The organism is Lactococcus sp. KTH0-1S (assembly GCF_052544945.1).
This window is the reverse complement of record NZ_CP195165.1, coordinates 16,231-32,409: the sequence shown is the minus strand read 5'-3', so window position 1 is coordinate 32,409 and position 16,179 is coordinate 16,231. Positions and strand designations below refer to the sequence as shown.

The 16,179-nt window shown below is 34.8% G+C and carries 12 protein-coding genes, 7 tRNA genes and 1 rRNA gene; all 20 read right to left on the bottom strand.

The window, feature by feature from the left end:
- Positions 1 to 3: 3 nt before the first annotated feature.
- The 20 genes from ACRYLU_RS00160 to pth all read right to left on the bottom strand — a co-directional run bounded on the left by ACRYLU_RS00160 (position 4) and on the right by pth (position 16,176).
- Positions 4 to 1,941 (bottom strand): BglG family transcription antiterminator, encoded by a 1,938-nt coding sequence (locus tag ACRYLU_RS00160; protein WP_445081037.1) that lies wholly within the window; start codon positions 1,939 to 1,941, stop codon positions 4 to 6.
- Between the two features lie 59 nt (positions 1,942 to 2,000).
- On the bottom strand, positions 2,001 to 3,824 hold the full coding sequence (locus ACRYLU_RS00155; protein ID WP_445081036.1) for a PTS transporter subunit EIIC: 1,824 nt from the start codon (positions 3,822 to 3,824) through the stop codon (positions 2,001 to 2,003).
- A 149-nt stretch (positions 3,825 to 3,973) separates the two neighbouring features.
- Positions 3,974 to 4,047, bottom strand: a tRNA-Asn gene (locus tag ACRYLU_RS00150).
- Between the two features lie 6 nt (positions 4,048 to 4,053).
- A 5S ribosomal RNA gene (gene rrf, locus ACRYLU_RS00145) occupies positions 4,054 to 4,169 on the bottom strand.
- Between the two features lie 2 nt (positions 4,170 to 4,171).
- Positions 4,172 to 4,245: transfer RNA gene (locus ACRYLU_RS00140), tRNA-Ile, on the bottom strand.
- Positions 4,246 to 4,259: 14 nt separating this feature from the next.
- A tRNA-Gly gene (locus tag ACRYLU_RS00135) sits at positions 4,260 to 4,330 on the bottom strand.
- A gap of 11 nt (positions 4,331 to 4,341) precedes the next feature.
- Positions 4,342 to 4,414: transfer RNA gene (locus ACRYLU_RS00130), tRNA-Phe, on the bottom strand.
- 4 nt (positions 4,415 to 4,418) lie between these two features.
- A tRNA-Met gene (locus tag ACRYLU_RS00125) sits at positions 4,419 to 4,492 on the bottom strand.
- Positions 4,493 to 4,502: 10 nt separating this feature from the next.
- Positions 4,503 to 4,592: transfer RNA gene (locus ACRYLU_RS00120), tRNA-Ser, on the bottom strand.
- A 5-nt stretch (positions 4,593 to 4,597) separates the two neighbouring features.
- A tRNA-Glu gene (locus tag ACRYLU_RS00115) sits at positions 4,598 to 4,669 on the bottom strand.
- A gap of 221 nt (positions 4,670 to 4,890) precedes the next feature.
- Entirely contained in the window at positions 4,891 to 6,978 is a 2,088-nt protein-coding gene (gene ftsH / locus ACRYLU_RS00110; protein WP_003132177.1) for an ATP-dependent zinc metalloprotease FtsH, read from the bottom strand.
- Positions 6,979 to 7,183: 205 nt separating this feature from the next.
- Complete coding sequence (gene hpt / locus ACRYLU_RS00105) at positions 7,184 to 7,735, bottom strand: hypoxanthine phosphoribosyltransferase (RefSeq protein ID WP_010905038.1); 552 nt, start codon at positions 7,733 to 7,735, stop codon at positions 7,184 to 7,186.
- Complete coding sequence (gene tilS / locus ACRYLU_RS00100) at positions 7,716 to 8,987, bottom strand: tRNA lysidine(34) synthetase TilS (protein WP_445081035.1); 1,272 nt, start codon at positions 8,985 to 8,987, stop codon at positions 7,716 to 7,718. The genes hpt and tilS overlap by 20 nt, the downstream gene beginning before the upstream one ends.
- A complete protein-coding gene (locus ACRYLU_RS00095; protein WP_445081390.1) occupies positions 8,984 to 10,333 on the bottom strand; it encodes a serine hydrolase in 1,350 nt (449 codons plus the stop codon). Before ACRYLU_RS00095 ends, tilS begins: the two co-directional genes overlap by 4 nt.
- Before the next feature lie 137 nt (positions 10,334 to 10,470).
- Positions 10,471 to 10,794, bottom strand: a complete 324-nt coding sequence (locus ACRYLU_RS00090) for a S1 RNA-binding domain protein (protein WP_038598316.1) — start codon at positions 10,792 to 10,794, stop codon at positions 10,471 to 10,473.
- Positions 10,794 to 11,168 (bottom strand): FtsB family cell division protein, encoded by a 375-nt coding sequence (locus tag ACRYLU_RS00085; RefSeq protein ID WP_003132171.1) that lies wholly within the window; start codon positions 11,166 to 11,168, stop codon positions 10,794 to 10,796. Before ACRYLU_RS00085 ends, ACRYLU_RS00090 begins: the two co-directional genes overlap by 1 nt.
- A gap of 28 nt (positions 11,169 to 11,196) precedes the next feature.
- On the bottom strand, positions 11,197 to 11,466 hold the full coding sequence (locus ACRYLU_RS00080; RefSeq protein WP_445081034.1) for an RNA-binding S4 domain-containing protein: 270 nt from the start codon (positions 11,464 to 11,466) through the stop codon (positions 11,197 to 11,199).
- Between the two features lie 118 nt (positions 11,467 to 11,584).
- Positions 11,585 to 11,851, bottom strand: a complete 267-nt coding sequence (locus tag ACRYLU_RS00075) for a hypothetical protein (RefSeq protein WP_445081033.1) — start codon at positions 11,849 to 11,851, stop codon at positions 11,585 to 11,587.
- A gap of 272 nt (positions 11,852 to 12,123) precedes the next feature.
- On the bottom strand, positions 12,124 to 15,609 hold the full coding sequence (gene mfd / locus ACRYLU_RS00070) for a transcription-repair coupling factor (RefSeq protein WP_445081032.1): 3,486 nt from the start codon (positions 15,607 to 15,609) through the stop codon (positions 12,124 to 12,126).
- Positions 15,610 to 16,176 (bottom strand): aminoacyl-tRNA hydrolase, encoded by a 567-nt coding sequence (gene pth / locus ACRYLU_RS00065; protein WP_003132167.1) that lies wholly within the window; start codon positions 16,174 to 16,176, stop codon positions 15,610 to 15,612.
- Positions 16,177 to 16,179: the final 3 nt, after the last annotated feature.

Sequence of the window (16,179 nt, the reverse complement as noted above, 5' to 3'; positions counted from 1 at the left end):
AACCTAGTCATCATAATGTTTAACAGCTTCGATGAGTATCTCTCTTAGTAACTCACTTACAATTTCATAATTTCCGGAATCGTATATCCTAGTATAAAGCTTGTTTTCAATAATTGAACTTGAGATTTTACCTAATAAAAAGGAAACATACTCTGGAACTTCTGGAGGCGCTAATAACAATAGAACTCGTCCAATTTGAATAGCTTGATGATCCATTGCTACTCCTTCAATTGGCTGACTTAAGTCAAAGATTTTAAAAATTGGACTTGAGATTGATGAATGAACTGCGTGAAAGAGAGCAATTTTTGTTTCTGGAATTGCTAGATGTGTTTCTTTAAATCTTTCTTCCACCAAATGAACGAGTTCTCCACTATCTTCTGGGTTTACTCGCTGAATAATTTGTTTTACAGTATCATGTAATTCTGCCTTATTTTCAAGAGATAGGATTTCAAAAGATTTTAATATTTCATTGCCTATTGAAAATAAGTCATTGAGATTTAAAAAATTCTTTTCTTTTTCTGAATCAGAGGTAAGTGCTCGTGATTTTTGTTGAATCAACCTCAGCTGGTGACGAATATTTTCCAAATTCTTTTGATCTAGCAGTGGATTGATGTAGAGGTAATCTAACTCTTTCTCTGTTGTAAAAATGACGTCATATTTTTCCTGAGTGATATGGATTGAACTTTGAATAAGTTCTATCTTTTTTAAGAAGGGAAAATTCTTTCTTAAATTACTCATGATAAATTCGCAAGAAATTCTTCCACGACTGCTGACAAGTACGGCACTTAAAGGTAAAACTAGGTCACTGCGTTCAAGAGTCGCCACAAAGTGAAGACTTATAAAAGCAATTTCCATTTCTGAAAAATTCTTATCAAAGACCTCCCTTAATGATTCTTTGACTGTTTTATAAATTTCAGGATTATCTTTATTTATCTTTTTGATAAAATCATTTTCTTTTTTAGGAAAGAGGACTGGTAACATCTCTGATTCTTTGAGATGAGCATATAGTAAACCATATAAACGGTCATCTTTCCCAAATTCTATCTCCAGAATTGTTGAAACTTTATCAATGAGTTGCCGAATTTTATAAGAAAAATCGGTATCAAATTTTTCCATAAATAACAGCTCTCTTCCAAAGCCAAAATATAAAATATCATAAACTGTTGCAAGATAAGTGATTTCAGAAACAACAAATTTTGTTACTGACAACTCTGTCAGTAACTTATTGACAAAGTTTAAGGCTTGCTTACTTGGTCTGCCCAGAGTTTCACTACTGACAGAATCCCCCTCATCCAAACGCAGCAAAACAACTAAGCAAAAAAGTTGCATTAAAACTTTGACTTTGTCAGTCATTTTTTCAGGTAAATCTATACGTTTAAAAGCCTCATTTACTTGCTTAAATTTATTTAAATCTATTATTCTTAAAATTTTATTGTTAGAAAGTTGATTAAGAAGTAGTTCCTGAATGCTTGCTGAATTATAAATCACTGCCACAAATACTGGACGAATATTTTCTTCTGACCCTTTAAGTTTTAAGCCACGATCTCGGATTAGTACTAGTTCATTTTCAAACAGAGCTTGCTCAATTTGCTTCAAATCACTAGTTACTGTCGGTTGACTAATTCCAAAATAATCTGTTAGAGAAGCGATAGATGCTTTATTTTCAATTAATAAAAGCAACTCACCATACAAACGTTCACTTATTGAATAGTCTATTAATTCATGAGCTTGAGTAAGTTGATTGATATCCCCTTTCAAAAAATAGCCTTCATCAGTATTTTCCAAACTGATATTTTCTGGTAAAGACTTTTGTAAATTGTTCAAATCGCGATAAAGCGTTCTGCGACTTGTATCTGTAATTTCCATCATTTCTGCTATCGTAAGCTTTCCACGTTTCAAAAATGTCTGGATTAATTTTTGCTCACGACTTGTTAAAAACATAAAAATTCCTTTTTTAAAATTCTACTCATAACTAGACCGCCAATTAACAGCTAGCATTTTTATTTGTTCATCCGTTTCACCATATTGATGTATTCAGGAGTAGTAATTAATGACTCAACAAAAAGATGTTGAGCATTTGGAGCTTCGTTTTTTACACTTGTCGTAAATTCTTTTGTTGAAACAATCATGATATTTTTGGCATTAAATGCTCCTAAACCAATAAATTCAACATCAGAGATAGGAATTTTGACACCATGCATCTGGAATATTGCTTTTAATGTTTCTTTGCCCATTGTATTTGAACCAATATGTAAATCATCATGAGCAAAGACAACTTCATCAATTTGGTTCAAGTCTATCTCATTTTTACTGACAGGTTTGTCAGTAATTATTGTTTGATTTGTAGCACTGTCAGTAGTCAATAAATTACTGATAATTTCATCATAGCGAGGTGAATTAAGGAAATTAGCCACTGAGTATCTAATTGCTTCAGGAGCCATTGTCGCAGCTCTTGGAGCAAGTTCATCTTGTGTCACAACAATTGTGTCAGAACCTGCTTTTAAGTTAGCTATAGCGACATTAGTAACATCTTGTAGCAAACCTACTTTCTTAGCTTTATTTCTCAAAATAGAGGCTCCCATTGCTGATGAACCCATTCCTGCATCACAAGCAAAGATAATATGATTAATCGTAGAGAAATCGACTTGGTCAGTAATATTATTGCTGACAGAAACTTGTCCTTTACTGACAGCTTTATCTGCAGCTACACCTACTTTTGCATTCTCAAAAGCAGAATCATCAATCATTGATTTATCCCGTTTTAAAATAAAAGATGCAACTAAAAATGAAACAATTGCTGCCACAGCTATTCCTGACCAGACACATAAGACATTTACAAAACCACCCGCTGATTTAGCTGATGCCATCCCTGTGATTGCAATAATTGAACCAGGTGAAGCAGGAGCCGCAAGACCCGAACCTAGTAAATTATTTGTCAAGGTTCCTGATACACCACCGGCCATCACAGCAAAAAAGAGCGCAGGTTTCATCATGACATAAGGAAAATAGATTTCGTGTATACCACCGACAAATTGAATCAAAATCGCACCAGGTGCCGTCGCTTTAGCTGAACCCTTACCAAAAAGCATAAAAGCAATCAGAATTCCAAGTCCTGGTCCAGGATTCGCTTCTAATAAAAATAGAAGTGATTTTCCATTTTCAGAAACTTGCTGAATTCCCAATGGCGATAAAATCCCTTGATTGATTGCATTATTTAAAAATAATATTTTTGCTGGTTCAATAAAAAGATTAGCAAGGGGAATCAAATGATTAGCAATTAAAAAATCGACCCCATGTCCCATCACGTCGGTTAACCAAGCTACAAGTGGACCAACCACTTTTACAGCAAAAAGTGCAAGTCCAAATCCAACTAAACCAGCTGAGAAATTATTAATCAACATTTCTAGACCTGCTTTAATATGCGGTTGAACATAGTCATCAAATTTTTTTATTACCCAAGCACCAAAAGGACCCAAAATCATTGCCCCTAAAATCATAGGAACATTTCCTTTAGTATTTAGACCTCCTAGAGAAAGACTAGCTGTGGCAATAATTGAACCGAAAGTCGCAATTGCACCAACCACTCCTCCACGATGTTCATAAATATTTTTTCCACCAGTGTAACCAATCATTAGGGGAATAAGAAAAGCAAGCATCGGACTAACCATTGCTGCAAATGTTTTATTAGGGGTAAAACCATCAGGAATGAAGAACATCGTCAACACCCCCCAGGCAATCAAAATAGGAATATTTGGCATTACCATATTTGATAATGCGGTACCAAGTTTTTGCACTCGTACTTTTAAGTTTACAGTATCAGTCATTTCAGACTCCTTTACATAGTAACTAGTATAATTATATTGTAACCGCTACCAATAAAGCTGTAAATAAAAACCTTGACACAAAAAGGCGTGCCAAGATTTATTGATGATATTTATAAAATAAAAAAAGTCACCCTTAGGTGACTTAGTTACTGCGGATGTCAGACTCGAACTGACGACATCATGATTAACAGTCATGCGCTACTACCAACTGAGCTAATCCGCAATATAAACTTGGCATCGTCTTTATCTCCCAGGGGGCAACCCCCAAGTACTTCCAGCGCAAAAGGACTTGACTTCTGTGTTCGACATGGGAACAGGTATATCTCCTATGCAATAAATACCAAATATGGGAATTCCAGGATTCGAACCTGGGACCCCTGCGTTATCAACACAGTGCTCTAACCAACTGAGCTAAACTCCCAAAATATTAAGTTAAGCGGATGACGAGAATCGAACTCGCGTAGCCAGCTTGGAAGGCTGGGGTTCTACCATTAAACTACATCCGCTAAATAAGGAATGGCGCGAGACGGAATCGAACCGCCGACACATGGAGCTTCAATCCATTGCTCTACCAACTGAGCTACCGAGCCAAAATTGCGGGAATAGGATTTGAACCTATGACCTTCGGGTTATGAGCCCGACGAGCTACCTAGCTGCTCCATCCCGCGATAATTAAAAAGGAGGATGTGGGATTCGAACCCACGCACGCTTTTACACGCCTGACGGTTTTCAAGACCGTTCCCTTCAGCCGGACTTGGGTAATCCTCCAGATATAGTCCGTACGGGATTCGAACCCGTGTTACCGCCGTGAAAAGGCGGTGTCTTAACCCCTTGACCAACGGACCATATATTGTTGTGCTGTCTCAAACAGTACTTTTCTATTATACACTTTTATATTTTTTTGTCAAGAATAAACTGTGTTATCTTTTCAAAATAATATTTTAGATGAATAATAAGAAAGTCAGTCGTCTCAAACGACAACTATTTAATTATATCAAAATATTATTTTTTGTCAAGAATAAACTAGACCACTTATTCTAAAACATAAAAAAAAAGAAAAACAGCCTTATTCGGCTGTTTCATCTTCTGATTTTTCCTTATTTTCTTCTGGTTTAGAATCTGTTTTTTCATCACCATTATAGATATTAATGTTTGAAAAATCATCAACATTCGCATTTGCATCTTTGAGAGATTCTTCAAATGTTTTTGGTTCTGGTACTTCTGCTGCCGCTGCTTCATCAGGCATTTTTCCTGTTTTGAAGAGTGACATGATTTGTTTCGCATCAAGTGTTTCATATTTAAGCAGAGCTTCCGCAATTGCTTTATGTTGCTCACGGTGTGTTTCAATTGCTTCTTTAGCACGGTCATAAGCTTCACCGAGAATACGACGCACTTCATCATCAATCATAACAGCAGTTGCTTCTGAGTAAGTCTTAGTTTGACCATAGTCGCGACCAATAAATACTTGATGGTCTCCTTCATAAGATACCATACCAAGTTTCTTAGACATCCCATATTCAGTTACCATTGAACGAGCAATGTGTGTTGCTTTTTCGATATCATTTGATGCCCCTGGAGTAGCTACACCAAAGACAATTTCTTCACCAAGTCGTCCACCCATAAGGCTGGCAAGTTGGTCTTGAAGATGGAAATTAGTTGGTTGCATGATTTCTTCATCTGGAAGAGCAAGCATGTAACCACCGATGCGTCCACGTGGAACAACGGTAACTTTACGAACAGTAGATCCATTTTCAAGAACGAGTCCAACAATAGCGTGACCTGCTTCGTGGTAAGCCACGATCTCACGTTCGCGCATTGATTGAATACGATCTTTCTTAGCTGGACCAGCCATTGCACGGTCCATTCCTTCATCAATGTCAGCAGCATTGATTTCTTTTTTATTTTGACGTGCAGCAACAAGTGCAGCTTCATTCAAAACATTTTCCAAATCAGCTCCGACATAGCCTGGAGTTTGTGTAGCAACATTGTGCAAATCAACATCACTTGCTAAAGGTTTGTTTTTAGCATGAACTTTAAGAACGGCTTCACGACCTTTAACATCTGGAGCTCCGACCAAGACTTTACGGTCAAAACGACCTGGACGTAAAAGCGCTGGGTCAAGCACATCTGAACGGTTAGTTGCAGCAATAACGATTACTGAGTTGCCATCATCTTGGAAACCATCCATTTCAACGAGCAATTGGTTAAGGGTTTGTTCACGTTCATCGTTACCACCACCAAGACCTGCACCACGTTGACGACCAACAGCATCAATTTCATCAATAAAGATAATTGATGGTGCAGTTTTCTTAGCATTTTCAAATAAGTCACGGACACGTGAGGCACCGACACCGACAAACATTTCAACGAAATCAGAACCTGAGATACTATAGAAAGGAACTCCTGCTTCACCGGCAACAGCCTTAGCAAGCAATGTTTTACCTGTACCTGGAGGGCCTTCAAGAAGAACACCTGCTGGGATACGAGCTCCTAAATCATGATATTTTTTCGGATTTTTAAGGAAATCAACAACTTCTACAAGCTCTTGTTTTTCCTCTTCAGAACCGGCAACGTCAGCAAAACGAACTTTAGATGTTTTACCATCTTGTTGTTTAGCACGAGATTTACCGAAGGACATCGGATTTCCACCGCCGCCTCCGCCACGAGCGCCCATTCCGCCCATCATGAGCCAGAATATACCAACAAATAGAAGCATTGGAATGATGTATGAGAGAATTTGAACCCACATACCACTTGATGAAGCTTGAACAACACTAAGTTTTACATCATTACTTTTAGCTGCATTTTGGATATCCTTGACAACACTGTCAGTTGGAATAATATAAGCTTGGAAGTTTTTAACTTCACTACTAGAATTACCTAAAAGTGGGAAATTATTTGTTCCTTTTACTTTTACAGGTTCTTTATATTCACCTGTTACAGTAATTAAGCTATCAGAAGGTTGCATTGTGACGTTTTCAATCTTGTTACCGTCAAGTTTCGTCATCAATTGTGAATAGCTAATTTTATCCACGCTTGATTGATTACTACTGAAGAAGAAATTGAAACCGACAACAACAACAATAGCCAAGATTACCCACATCAAGATATTTTTTACAAAATTTCCTTGTTTTGGTTGTTTGTTGTTATTCATATTTTCCTTATCTTTTGTTTATTTATTATTAGAAAAGCCAAGAATTTACTTCTTAGTATCACTGGTAATAAAGGATACAGGCTAGTCAATAACAGCTATACCTAGTTATAGCATATTTCCTTTTGGAATGCTAATAGTAAGTATTGGTCAGAGATTTTTTCATACTTTAGTCTGAGAAAAATTTTAGATGACTAAAATCAACGAATTATTTGTTATAAACTTCTGGTTTTAAAACTCCGACATATGGAAGATTACGGTAGTTTTCTTCGTAGTCCAAACCAAATCCAACAACAAATTCATTAGGAATTGTAAAACCTGAATAATCTGGTTTAATTTCAACAATTCGTCCTTCTGGTTTATCAAGAAGTGTTACAATTTTGACATTTGCTCCACGATGTTCCAAAAGTTCTTTTAGATATTTTAAAGTACGACCAGTATCGATAATATCTTCAACAATTAAAATATCACGACCTTTTACTGCTGTATCAACATCTAGGATTAATTTTACTTCACCAGAAGATTTTGTTCCGCCGTGATAACTTGATACAGTCATAAAGTCAGTTTCTAAGTGACAATCAATATGTTTGATTAATTCAGCTAAGAAAGGAACTGAACCACGAAGAATTCCTAAGACTAATGGATTTTTTCCTTCGTATTCCTTTGTTAATATTTCTCCAAGTTCTTTGGATTTTTCTATAATTTCTTCTTCTGAAACTAATACTTTTTCAATGGCCTTATCAAGATTTTTTTCGAGCATCGTTGATTTCCTCTCCTATACTGGGTTTGACCCATAATATTCTTCTAATTTTATCATTTTTGAGCATTTTACTCAAATCAGAACACGCAAGACCGACAATGGCATAGAGTTTTTTATCAACGAAGATAAGTGGATTCTCTCGGGCCTTTAATGGAACTTTGTTATCAATAAAAAACTTGCGTAATTTTTTATGATGACCATTGATTAGAATTTGATCTCCGGGCTGGCGTTTACGAATTTCAATTTCTCCTTCAAGAGGCAAATAAACTTCCATGAATGATTCATCTTGTGGATTTTCACTTACAATTTCTACTGAATTCTCTCTTTCAAGTTGAATTTTTTCAAGATAAAAGAAATCTTTAGTCTTCACAAAATAAAATTCCTTATTCAATTTTGCGAAATATTGTTGAGGACGATTGATAATATGAAGTAATTCTGCAAATTTTTTCTTACTTACTTCTATTTCTGGATATTGAGCAAAAAATGCTTGTAAGATAAAATGTTGTAATTCTTTTGTTTGGGAGATGAATTTTTTAGATGATATTTTTTCATCAACAATTTCAAGTTCCGAAATTTTTTGATTAATTACTCCCAAAGCCATTTTAATTTCCGAGCTCAAATCACTGATTGATTGTGAAAATTGAGGATTTTCTTTTGTCAATTCTGGAATTAGTTGATTACGTATTCTATTTCTAAAATAATCTAGTCCTTGATTTGTTGAATCTTCATAATAGGTTGATGCATCAAGTTCTTCTTTTGTAAATTTCAATAAAGGTCTGATTAATTGACCACCTGCAAAAGGTTGACGGTCAGCAATGCCCTGCAGACTTCTCAAAGGACGTCCTGTAATTTGACGCATTAATACCGTTTCAACAAGGTCTCCTTGATGATGAGCTGTCAGCAAAATATTGTAATTTTCTCCTATCATTAGCTTTTCAAAAAACTGATAACGGAAATTACGTGCATTTTTTTCTGTAAACTCTCCTGTAAACTTGTCGACATAAATGGGTACTTTAAGTTTTGTTGCCATTTCTCGAAGAGCAATTTCTTCAAACTTCGACTCTTCTCGTAAGCCATGATTAATATGAGCCAGTCCCAGTTCAATACCGAGAACTTCTTTCAAATCATAGAGCCAGTTAAAAAGAGTCATTGAGTCTTTACCACCTGATAAAGCCAATAATATTTTTGAATCTTTATCAAAATAGTGTTCATCTTTGACTATTTTTAAAAATTTACGTTGAGCTGGTGTCATTTCATAACTCCATAAACATCTTGAGAAATTGCTTTTATTTCATCATCTGTTGCCCCATCAGTTTCAATGACCAAAAGATATGGTTTACTTGCAAATACAATGGCTGCATCATGATTATCTGTATCTGCACCACCAATTTTGTGAGCAACCGATATATTTTTAGGAACGCCTGCTCTAATTTTAACATCATCAAAAGAGGTATCAAATAAAGCGTTAAAGGAAGCCCCTCCTTCATTATAAAGAGCTTCTAGCATTCTACCTACCATTTGAGCTGAGGCATTTCGCTCTTTTGGATTCCACTCTTGTCCAGCAATCCTATTTATTTCTTTTTGATAGTTTGGATTAAACTCCTGGGTTTCATAATAGGCGAGCATATTACTTCCGACATTGTCTGAGAGTTTGGCTGTTCTATTGATGACATCCTGAAGACTGTAATATTTATTATCTGCTGTTTTTGGTAAATTTCCAGTTCCTTCTGGTTTATAGCTTCCATAAAAAGTATTAATGGCTGGGGTATACAATAGTTTGTCATCAAGTGAAGCCAAACCTTCATTAAGTCGTTTTTGAGTCCAATAAAGAATTGGAATTTTAGAAAGACTTGCTGAATACATTTTCTGTTCTTGGTTTACACCAGCTGTAAACTTATCATCAAGTTCTTTGACATAGATTGAATACTTTTTGTCATTGTATTTCTGATTCAATAATGCCTGAACTTGTTTGATTTTGGGATTTTCCAAAGAAATATCATTTTCTGAAACCCAACCCGTTTGGCCATTATCTAAAGATACTTCGTAGTAAGTTCCCCAGTTAGTCTTAGCCATTTTATCAGCAGAAAGTTGATGACTGCCACTTAAATTTGTCATTATTTGATTATCATAAGTGGTTACGGGGTTGTAAAATACATTGACACTTTTATCAGTATATATTGTTGTATTTGTTGACTCTCTAGAAATTGTAAGATCTGATATCACAGCTTTTTTGTCAGTAGAAATAAACTTTCCTGTCTTTAACTTAAAGGATTTCCCAACGATTTCGGCAATATCTAATTGTGTCTTAGCTGGAATTTTACCAACTGATTTGGTAAGGTTTGAGTCCTCATAAGTTGTTAATTCTTGATAAGCCACTGCTCTTTGGGGGATTGAGGTCCAAGTTTCAGTTTCTTTTTCTTTGTCTGTAACTTTGTCAGCTACAACAATATTTTTGGATTTACTGACCTTTTTGTCAGCAAAATATCTTGTTTGTGAAAAAGCAAAAAAGCCTGGGATAATCATTAAAAGCATCACCAAGGCCACTCCACTATTAATTTTTGTTCTCTGTTTTTGCATGATTAAAACCTTGCCCAACATCTTATCCATTCCATAGAATAATTTCTGTTGTAATCTTTATCTTTTTAATTCCTAGAATTTTTCATAAAATAGGTGCTATTTTTAGTCAATAGAATAGTCGAAGAAAAAACTAAATAATATTTTTTCTTTTTAATTATTTAGTTTAATTCACGATTTTTTTGCTCAAGCTCTGTAAGTCTTTGGTGACTTTTTTCTAAAAATTCGGCATAGACATTTTTAAAATTTTTTTCTTGATAATTTAAATCAATCTTACCATCTTCGTGTATTTTTGAAATTTCAACACCAATCAAATCTCCAATTTGTACTTTGGGTACATTTTTAGGGATTTGTGACCAACGCAAAAGTCCTCTATTTTTACTGACAGCTTTGTCAACAAGTTTTTCTGTACTTTCGTCAAGTTTGTCAGTAGAAATTTTTACAAAAAGTCCAAATCTTGTAATATTTTCAACTTGTCCAATCATTATTTTGACCCGTTACTTCCAATCAAGGGACTGTCAGTAGTAAAAACTTTTTCATCACTTTGTGAATATTCTTGACCGTCACTCCGAGCAAATTTTTGGAGATAGTTAGGATCTTGAAGTTTTGATATTTCTTCTTTTTTAATCGTTACTTCTTTAGAAAGACTCTCATATTGTTTCTTTGCACTTTGTTCTAAAGCTACTTGACTGTGCAAAGTTTCATATGATTTTATCAAACTCATACTTGCTAAACTAAAAAGTAAAATTGCCACGATCAAAATAAGCCCTAAATGTTTTCTTTTTGGTACTGGGTTTAAATTTCTTTTTTTATGCTTCTGAGTGTACTTATTATTTAGTTGAATCACTTGTTTTGCCATGACAACCTCCAATCTATTTTGATGATAATTACTCAACTTCTTCTGTAATACGAGTTTCGCTAATCATTTCATACATTTTATCAGCATCTTCTTTACGTGTAAACTCTTTTAATTCAGCAACCCGAACTTCAACAATTTTATTTCCGAAACGAATTTCAATTGTGTCATTAAAATTTACATCAGATGAAGATTTCGCTAATTTTCCATTAATTTTAATCCGACCTTTGTCGGCAACTTCTTTCGCAACTGGACGACGTTTAATCAAGCGCGAAACTTTTAAAAACTTATCTAATCTCATGGTTTGATTATAACATATTTCATTTTGTTTGAAAATGCCTTTATTTATAATAATAAGGCTCCATCATTAGTGATAGAACCTTATTAATTTACTGACAGACCTGTCAGTAATTTTTTTATTATTTTGAACGTCTAAGTTCTTGATATTCTAGCCTTGCTGCTTTGGCATCTTCTTTCATTGTTGGATAAGCTTTTTTTATATCATTAGCTGAAACTTCGGTAACTAATAAAACCATAAGAACAATTCTTAAGCCTTGAGTGACATACATTAAAATTGGCGCCACATGCTTTCTTTTTCTTACTAAATCTAGTTTACTTGCCCAAACATGAGCAAAAATCACAAAAACAAAAACGATTGTTCCAAAAGTTCCTTTATTGTACCCCACTAAAGTTAATAGAAAAACAAGAATGATAAAGACTGGAATGATAAGATAGTAAGAATAAGTTTGATAGGTACGGCTTTTTCTCTCAACTCCGCTTTTGTTGCTTTTAAATTCACTTTTATAAATGTTCCTTTAAGATATGAGTTTAATTTTATAAATTACATCTTGAGAATTTTTTCTCTTTATGTTTTTTTGTTTATAAAAAATTATTAAACTCTGATTTTATAGTTTTATATAAAAGTATCGTATCATATTTATATTTTCTTACAAAATGATTACTCATTTTCGTAACTATCTCGTATTTTTGATAATTCTTCAATAAAATTCATTATTTCGCTCAGAAGAACAACTGAATTTCGATTTTCAATTTTAAAGCGGAAAGTCATTTTACCATATTTTTCCCCCACAGAAGCTTTCATGCTTGTTTTAGCCAAGGCTTTGAAATAATCTTGTGGGTCATAGGTGGTATTAGCCACTTTTTCCAAAGTAACAGTTGCTTCAAATCTCGATTTTTCAATTTTTTCAACTAAGGCGTTATCTGCAAAGTGTTTTAAGAGACCAATTTCCAGAAGATAAGCGACTTCATCTGGATATTCTCCAAAACGGTCAACCAATTCTTCTTGTAGTTCTTCATAAATCTCACGACTATCAATTTGACGAATTCGTTTATAAATTTCGATTTTTTGACGTTCATCAGAAATATAATAAGCAGGAATAAAGGCATCCAATTCCAAAGAAATTTCCACATTTGAAGTCCGTTTTTGCTTACTTGTCCCAAGTTTAGCGTGAATGGCTTCTTCCAACAGTTGTGAGTACAAATCAAAACCAACAGAATCAATAAATCCTGATTGCTCACTTCCCAATAAATTACCAGCACCACGGATAGACAAATCACGCATGGCAATCTTGAAACCTGAGCCTAATTCTGTGAAGCCTTTAATAGCTTCCAAACGTTTTTCCGAAACTTCAGACAATATTTTTTCAGGTCGATACATGAAGTAGGCGTAAGCCACCCGATTTGAACGCCCCACTCGCCCTCTTAGTTGATAAAGTTGTGACAAGCCCATCATATCCGCATTTTCAATAAAAAGCGTATTCGCATTTGGAATATCAACTCCAGTTTCAATGATTGTCGTTGCAACAAGCACATCATAATCACCTGCGATAAAGGCAAGTAAAGTATTTTCAAGTTGAACTTCAGTCATTTGGCCGTGTATAAAACCAATTCTTGCTTCAGGAATTAACTCTTCTAATTGAGAAACTTTTTGTTCTATTGTGTCAACCCTGTTGTAAACATAGTAAACTTGTCCACCACGAGAGATTTCTCTCAACACTGCATCACGAACCACACCATAGTTTGTTTCCATGACATAGGTTTGAACTGGATAACGGTTTGTTGGTGGTGTTTCAATAACTGACAAGTCACGAATTCCAAGCATTGACATATGTAGAGTCCTAGGAATAGGTGTGGCTGTCAATGTCAAAACATCAACCTGGGTTTTTAATTCTTTCAAACGTTCTTTATGCTTAACCCCAAAACGTTGTTCTTCATCAATAATCATCAAACCTAAATCAAAAAATTCAACATCTTTTGAAAGTAAACGGTGGGTTCCAATAATTAAATCAACTCGTCCTTTTTTCAATTTGGCTAGAATTTCAGTTTGCTGTGTTTTCGTTTGAAAACGGCTGAGAACTTCGACATTGACACCAAAGTTGATAAAACGTTCAGTAAAATTATTAAAATGCTGCTCAGCAAGAACAGTTGTTGGCACAAGAACTGCGACTTGTTTCCCGTCATTGATGGCTTTGAAGGCTGCTCGCATTGCAACTTCGGTTTTACCAAAACCAACATCACCAACTAACAAGCGGTCCATTGGTCGTTCAAGTTCCATATCATGCTTAATTTCATTGATTGAACGCATCTGGTCTTCAGTTTCAACATATGAAAAACCAGAATCAAATTCTTCTTGACTGGTGTCATCCGGCGAGAATGCAAATCCTTTTTTCGCCTGACGTTCAGCATAAAGTTTAATCAAATCATCTGAAATATCTTCAACTTGTTTACTGACAGAAGACATGGTTTTACGCCAGCGACCATCATTCAGTTTATTAATTTTAGGACTTTTTCCTTCACCAGCTGTATATTTACTGAGTAAATCTAAGTGATCAACTGGAACAGAAATTGTATCCCCATTTTGATATTGAATGGTCAGATAATCCCGATGCATTCCGCCGACTTCAAGCGTTTGTAAACCTAAATATTTCCCAATCCCATGATTCTTATGGACAACAAAATCACCAACAGCGAGTTCATTGTAATCTTTTAGTCTTTCTGCATTTGTTATATTCAGTTTGCGTGCCTTTTTCTTACGCATTTTACCAAATATTTCATGCTCAGTCATGACGACTAATTTTTCATCAAGGAAATTAAAACCATTGGATAATTGCAAATCAATCAGATTGATTTTCCCCACTTGAATAGCTTCTCTGTCAACCTCTTGTAAACTTAAATCTAACTCATGGAGTGATTTGCGGAGTTTTTCTGATGATACAGCTAAAACAACTGTAAACTCTTGCTTAATAAATCGTTCAACTTCAGTGTAAAAAAGTTCTAATTGACCGAAAAATTGTTGCATTGAATGTTGTTTGAAATTATAAAGTTGTTCAAATCTGAGATTTCCGAGCCCTTTTTGGAAATTTGAAAAGAAGGTAGCAGGCTTATAATTTCTAACTTTTGCCATTGTATCTAGCAAATAAGTCTGCCCTTCAAATCCTCTTTCCATTGCTTTTTCAGATAAAATGAAATCTGCTAATTCCATTTCTAACTTATTATTCATTTCATTTACTTTTTGAAAATCATCAATGAATATTTGAACATTTTTTGGAAAATAATTTAAAAGTGAAGTTTTTTTATCATAAAAATACTCCGCAAATTTTCGTAAATCTTTGTGATAATAGTGATTTTGAGCTGCTGAAATCACTTCTTCCATATATGATTTTGCTGACGGGTCTGTCAGTAAATTTGTCATTTCTGTCAGTGATTTTGCACCCTTGTCAAATTCTTTGTCAGTCAAAATAAAATCACTGGCCGGATAGATTTCCAAACGTTCAAGGCTTGTCAGCGAACGTTGACTCTCCACATCAAATGAGCGAATCGTATCTACTTCATCACCAAAAAACTCTAAGCGTACTGGATTTTCCGCATCTAAAGGATAAATATCAACGATATCTCCTCGCATTGAAAATTCACCTGGCGTCATTACGCGTTCTGTCTTTTCATAACTAGCATTTGATAATAAATTAACTAAATTTGATAAATCATACTCATCCCCAGAGGTCAGTAAAAGATAATTTTCTAAAAAGTTTTCGGGACTTGGTAAATAGCTCCGTAATGCCAAAAATGGCACAACCAAAAATCCTGTTGACTTTTCGTCAAGTAGGAAATTAAGTGCCTCAAGTCGATAAGCAACTCGATCTTTAGATGCAAGTGCGAACTCTGCGTAGATATTATCATCAGAAAAAAATTGAAAAACTTTTTCTTCACCAAGCAAAGTTGACAGTTCATCATAAAGTTCATTCGCATGAAACTGGCTGTCAGTAACAATAATATATTTGTCAGCAACATTTTCATAAGCATTTGCCATCACTAAGCTCTTTGCTGTTCCTGACAATCCTGTCAGTAAAGTTCGCTCACGCTTTGAAAAACCTTGTTGCCATTTTTGTAGTTGCCAATTTTGGTCAAAAAATTCAATAATATTCATTTAGTTAAATTTATTCATTGTCTTTTGAAAATCACCATTTTCAAGATAGAATTTCATTGCATCAACAGCTTTGAAAATTCCATCTTGAGCGATTTCCTTATCTTCATTGTCAAAACCAGAGAGTACATGATTCACAACTGTCATCCCATGTTTTGGACGGCCAATCCCAATTTTTACACGGTTAAAAGTTTGACTTCCCACATGTGTAATGACTGATTTTATTCCATTTTGTCCACCAGATGACCCTTTTTGTCTTAGACGCACGCGCCCAACTGGTGAATCCAAGTCATCATGCATGACCGTTAAATCTGCCTCGTCTATATTATAATATTTCAAAAGTGGCGCCACCGCCCGCCCAGATTCATTCATAAAAGTCAGAGGTTTCACGAGAAACAATTTTTCACCATTCACAAATGTTGACGCGACAAGCGACATAAAAGGTTTTTCTTCTTTAAAATCAACATTCAGTTCTTTTGCCAGTAAATCAAGTGCCATAAAGCCCATATTATGTTTTGTTTTTTCATATTTATCGCCTGGGTTTCCCAAGCCAACAATCATTTTTGTCATTTT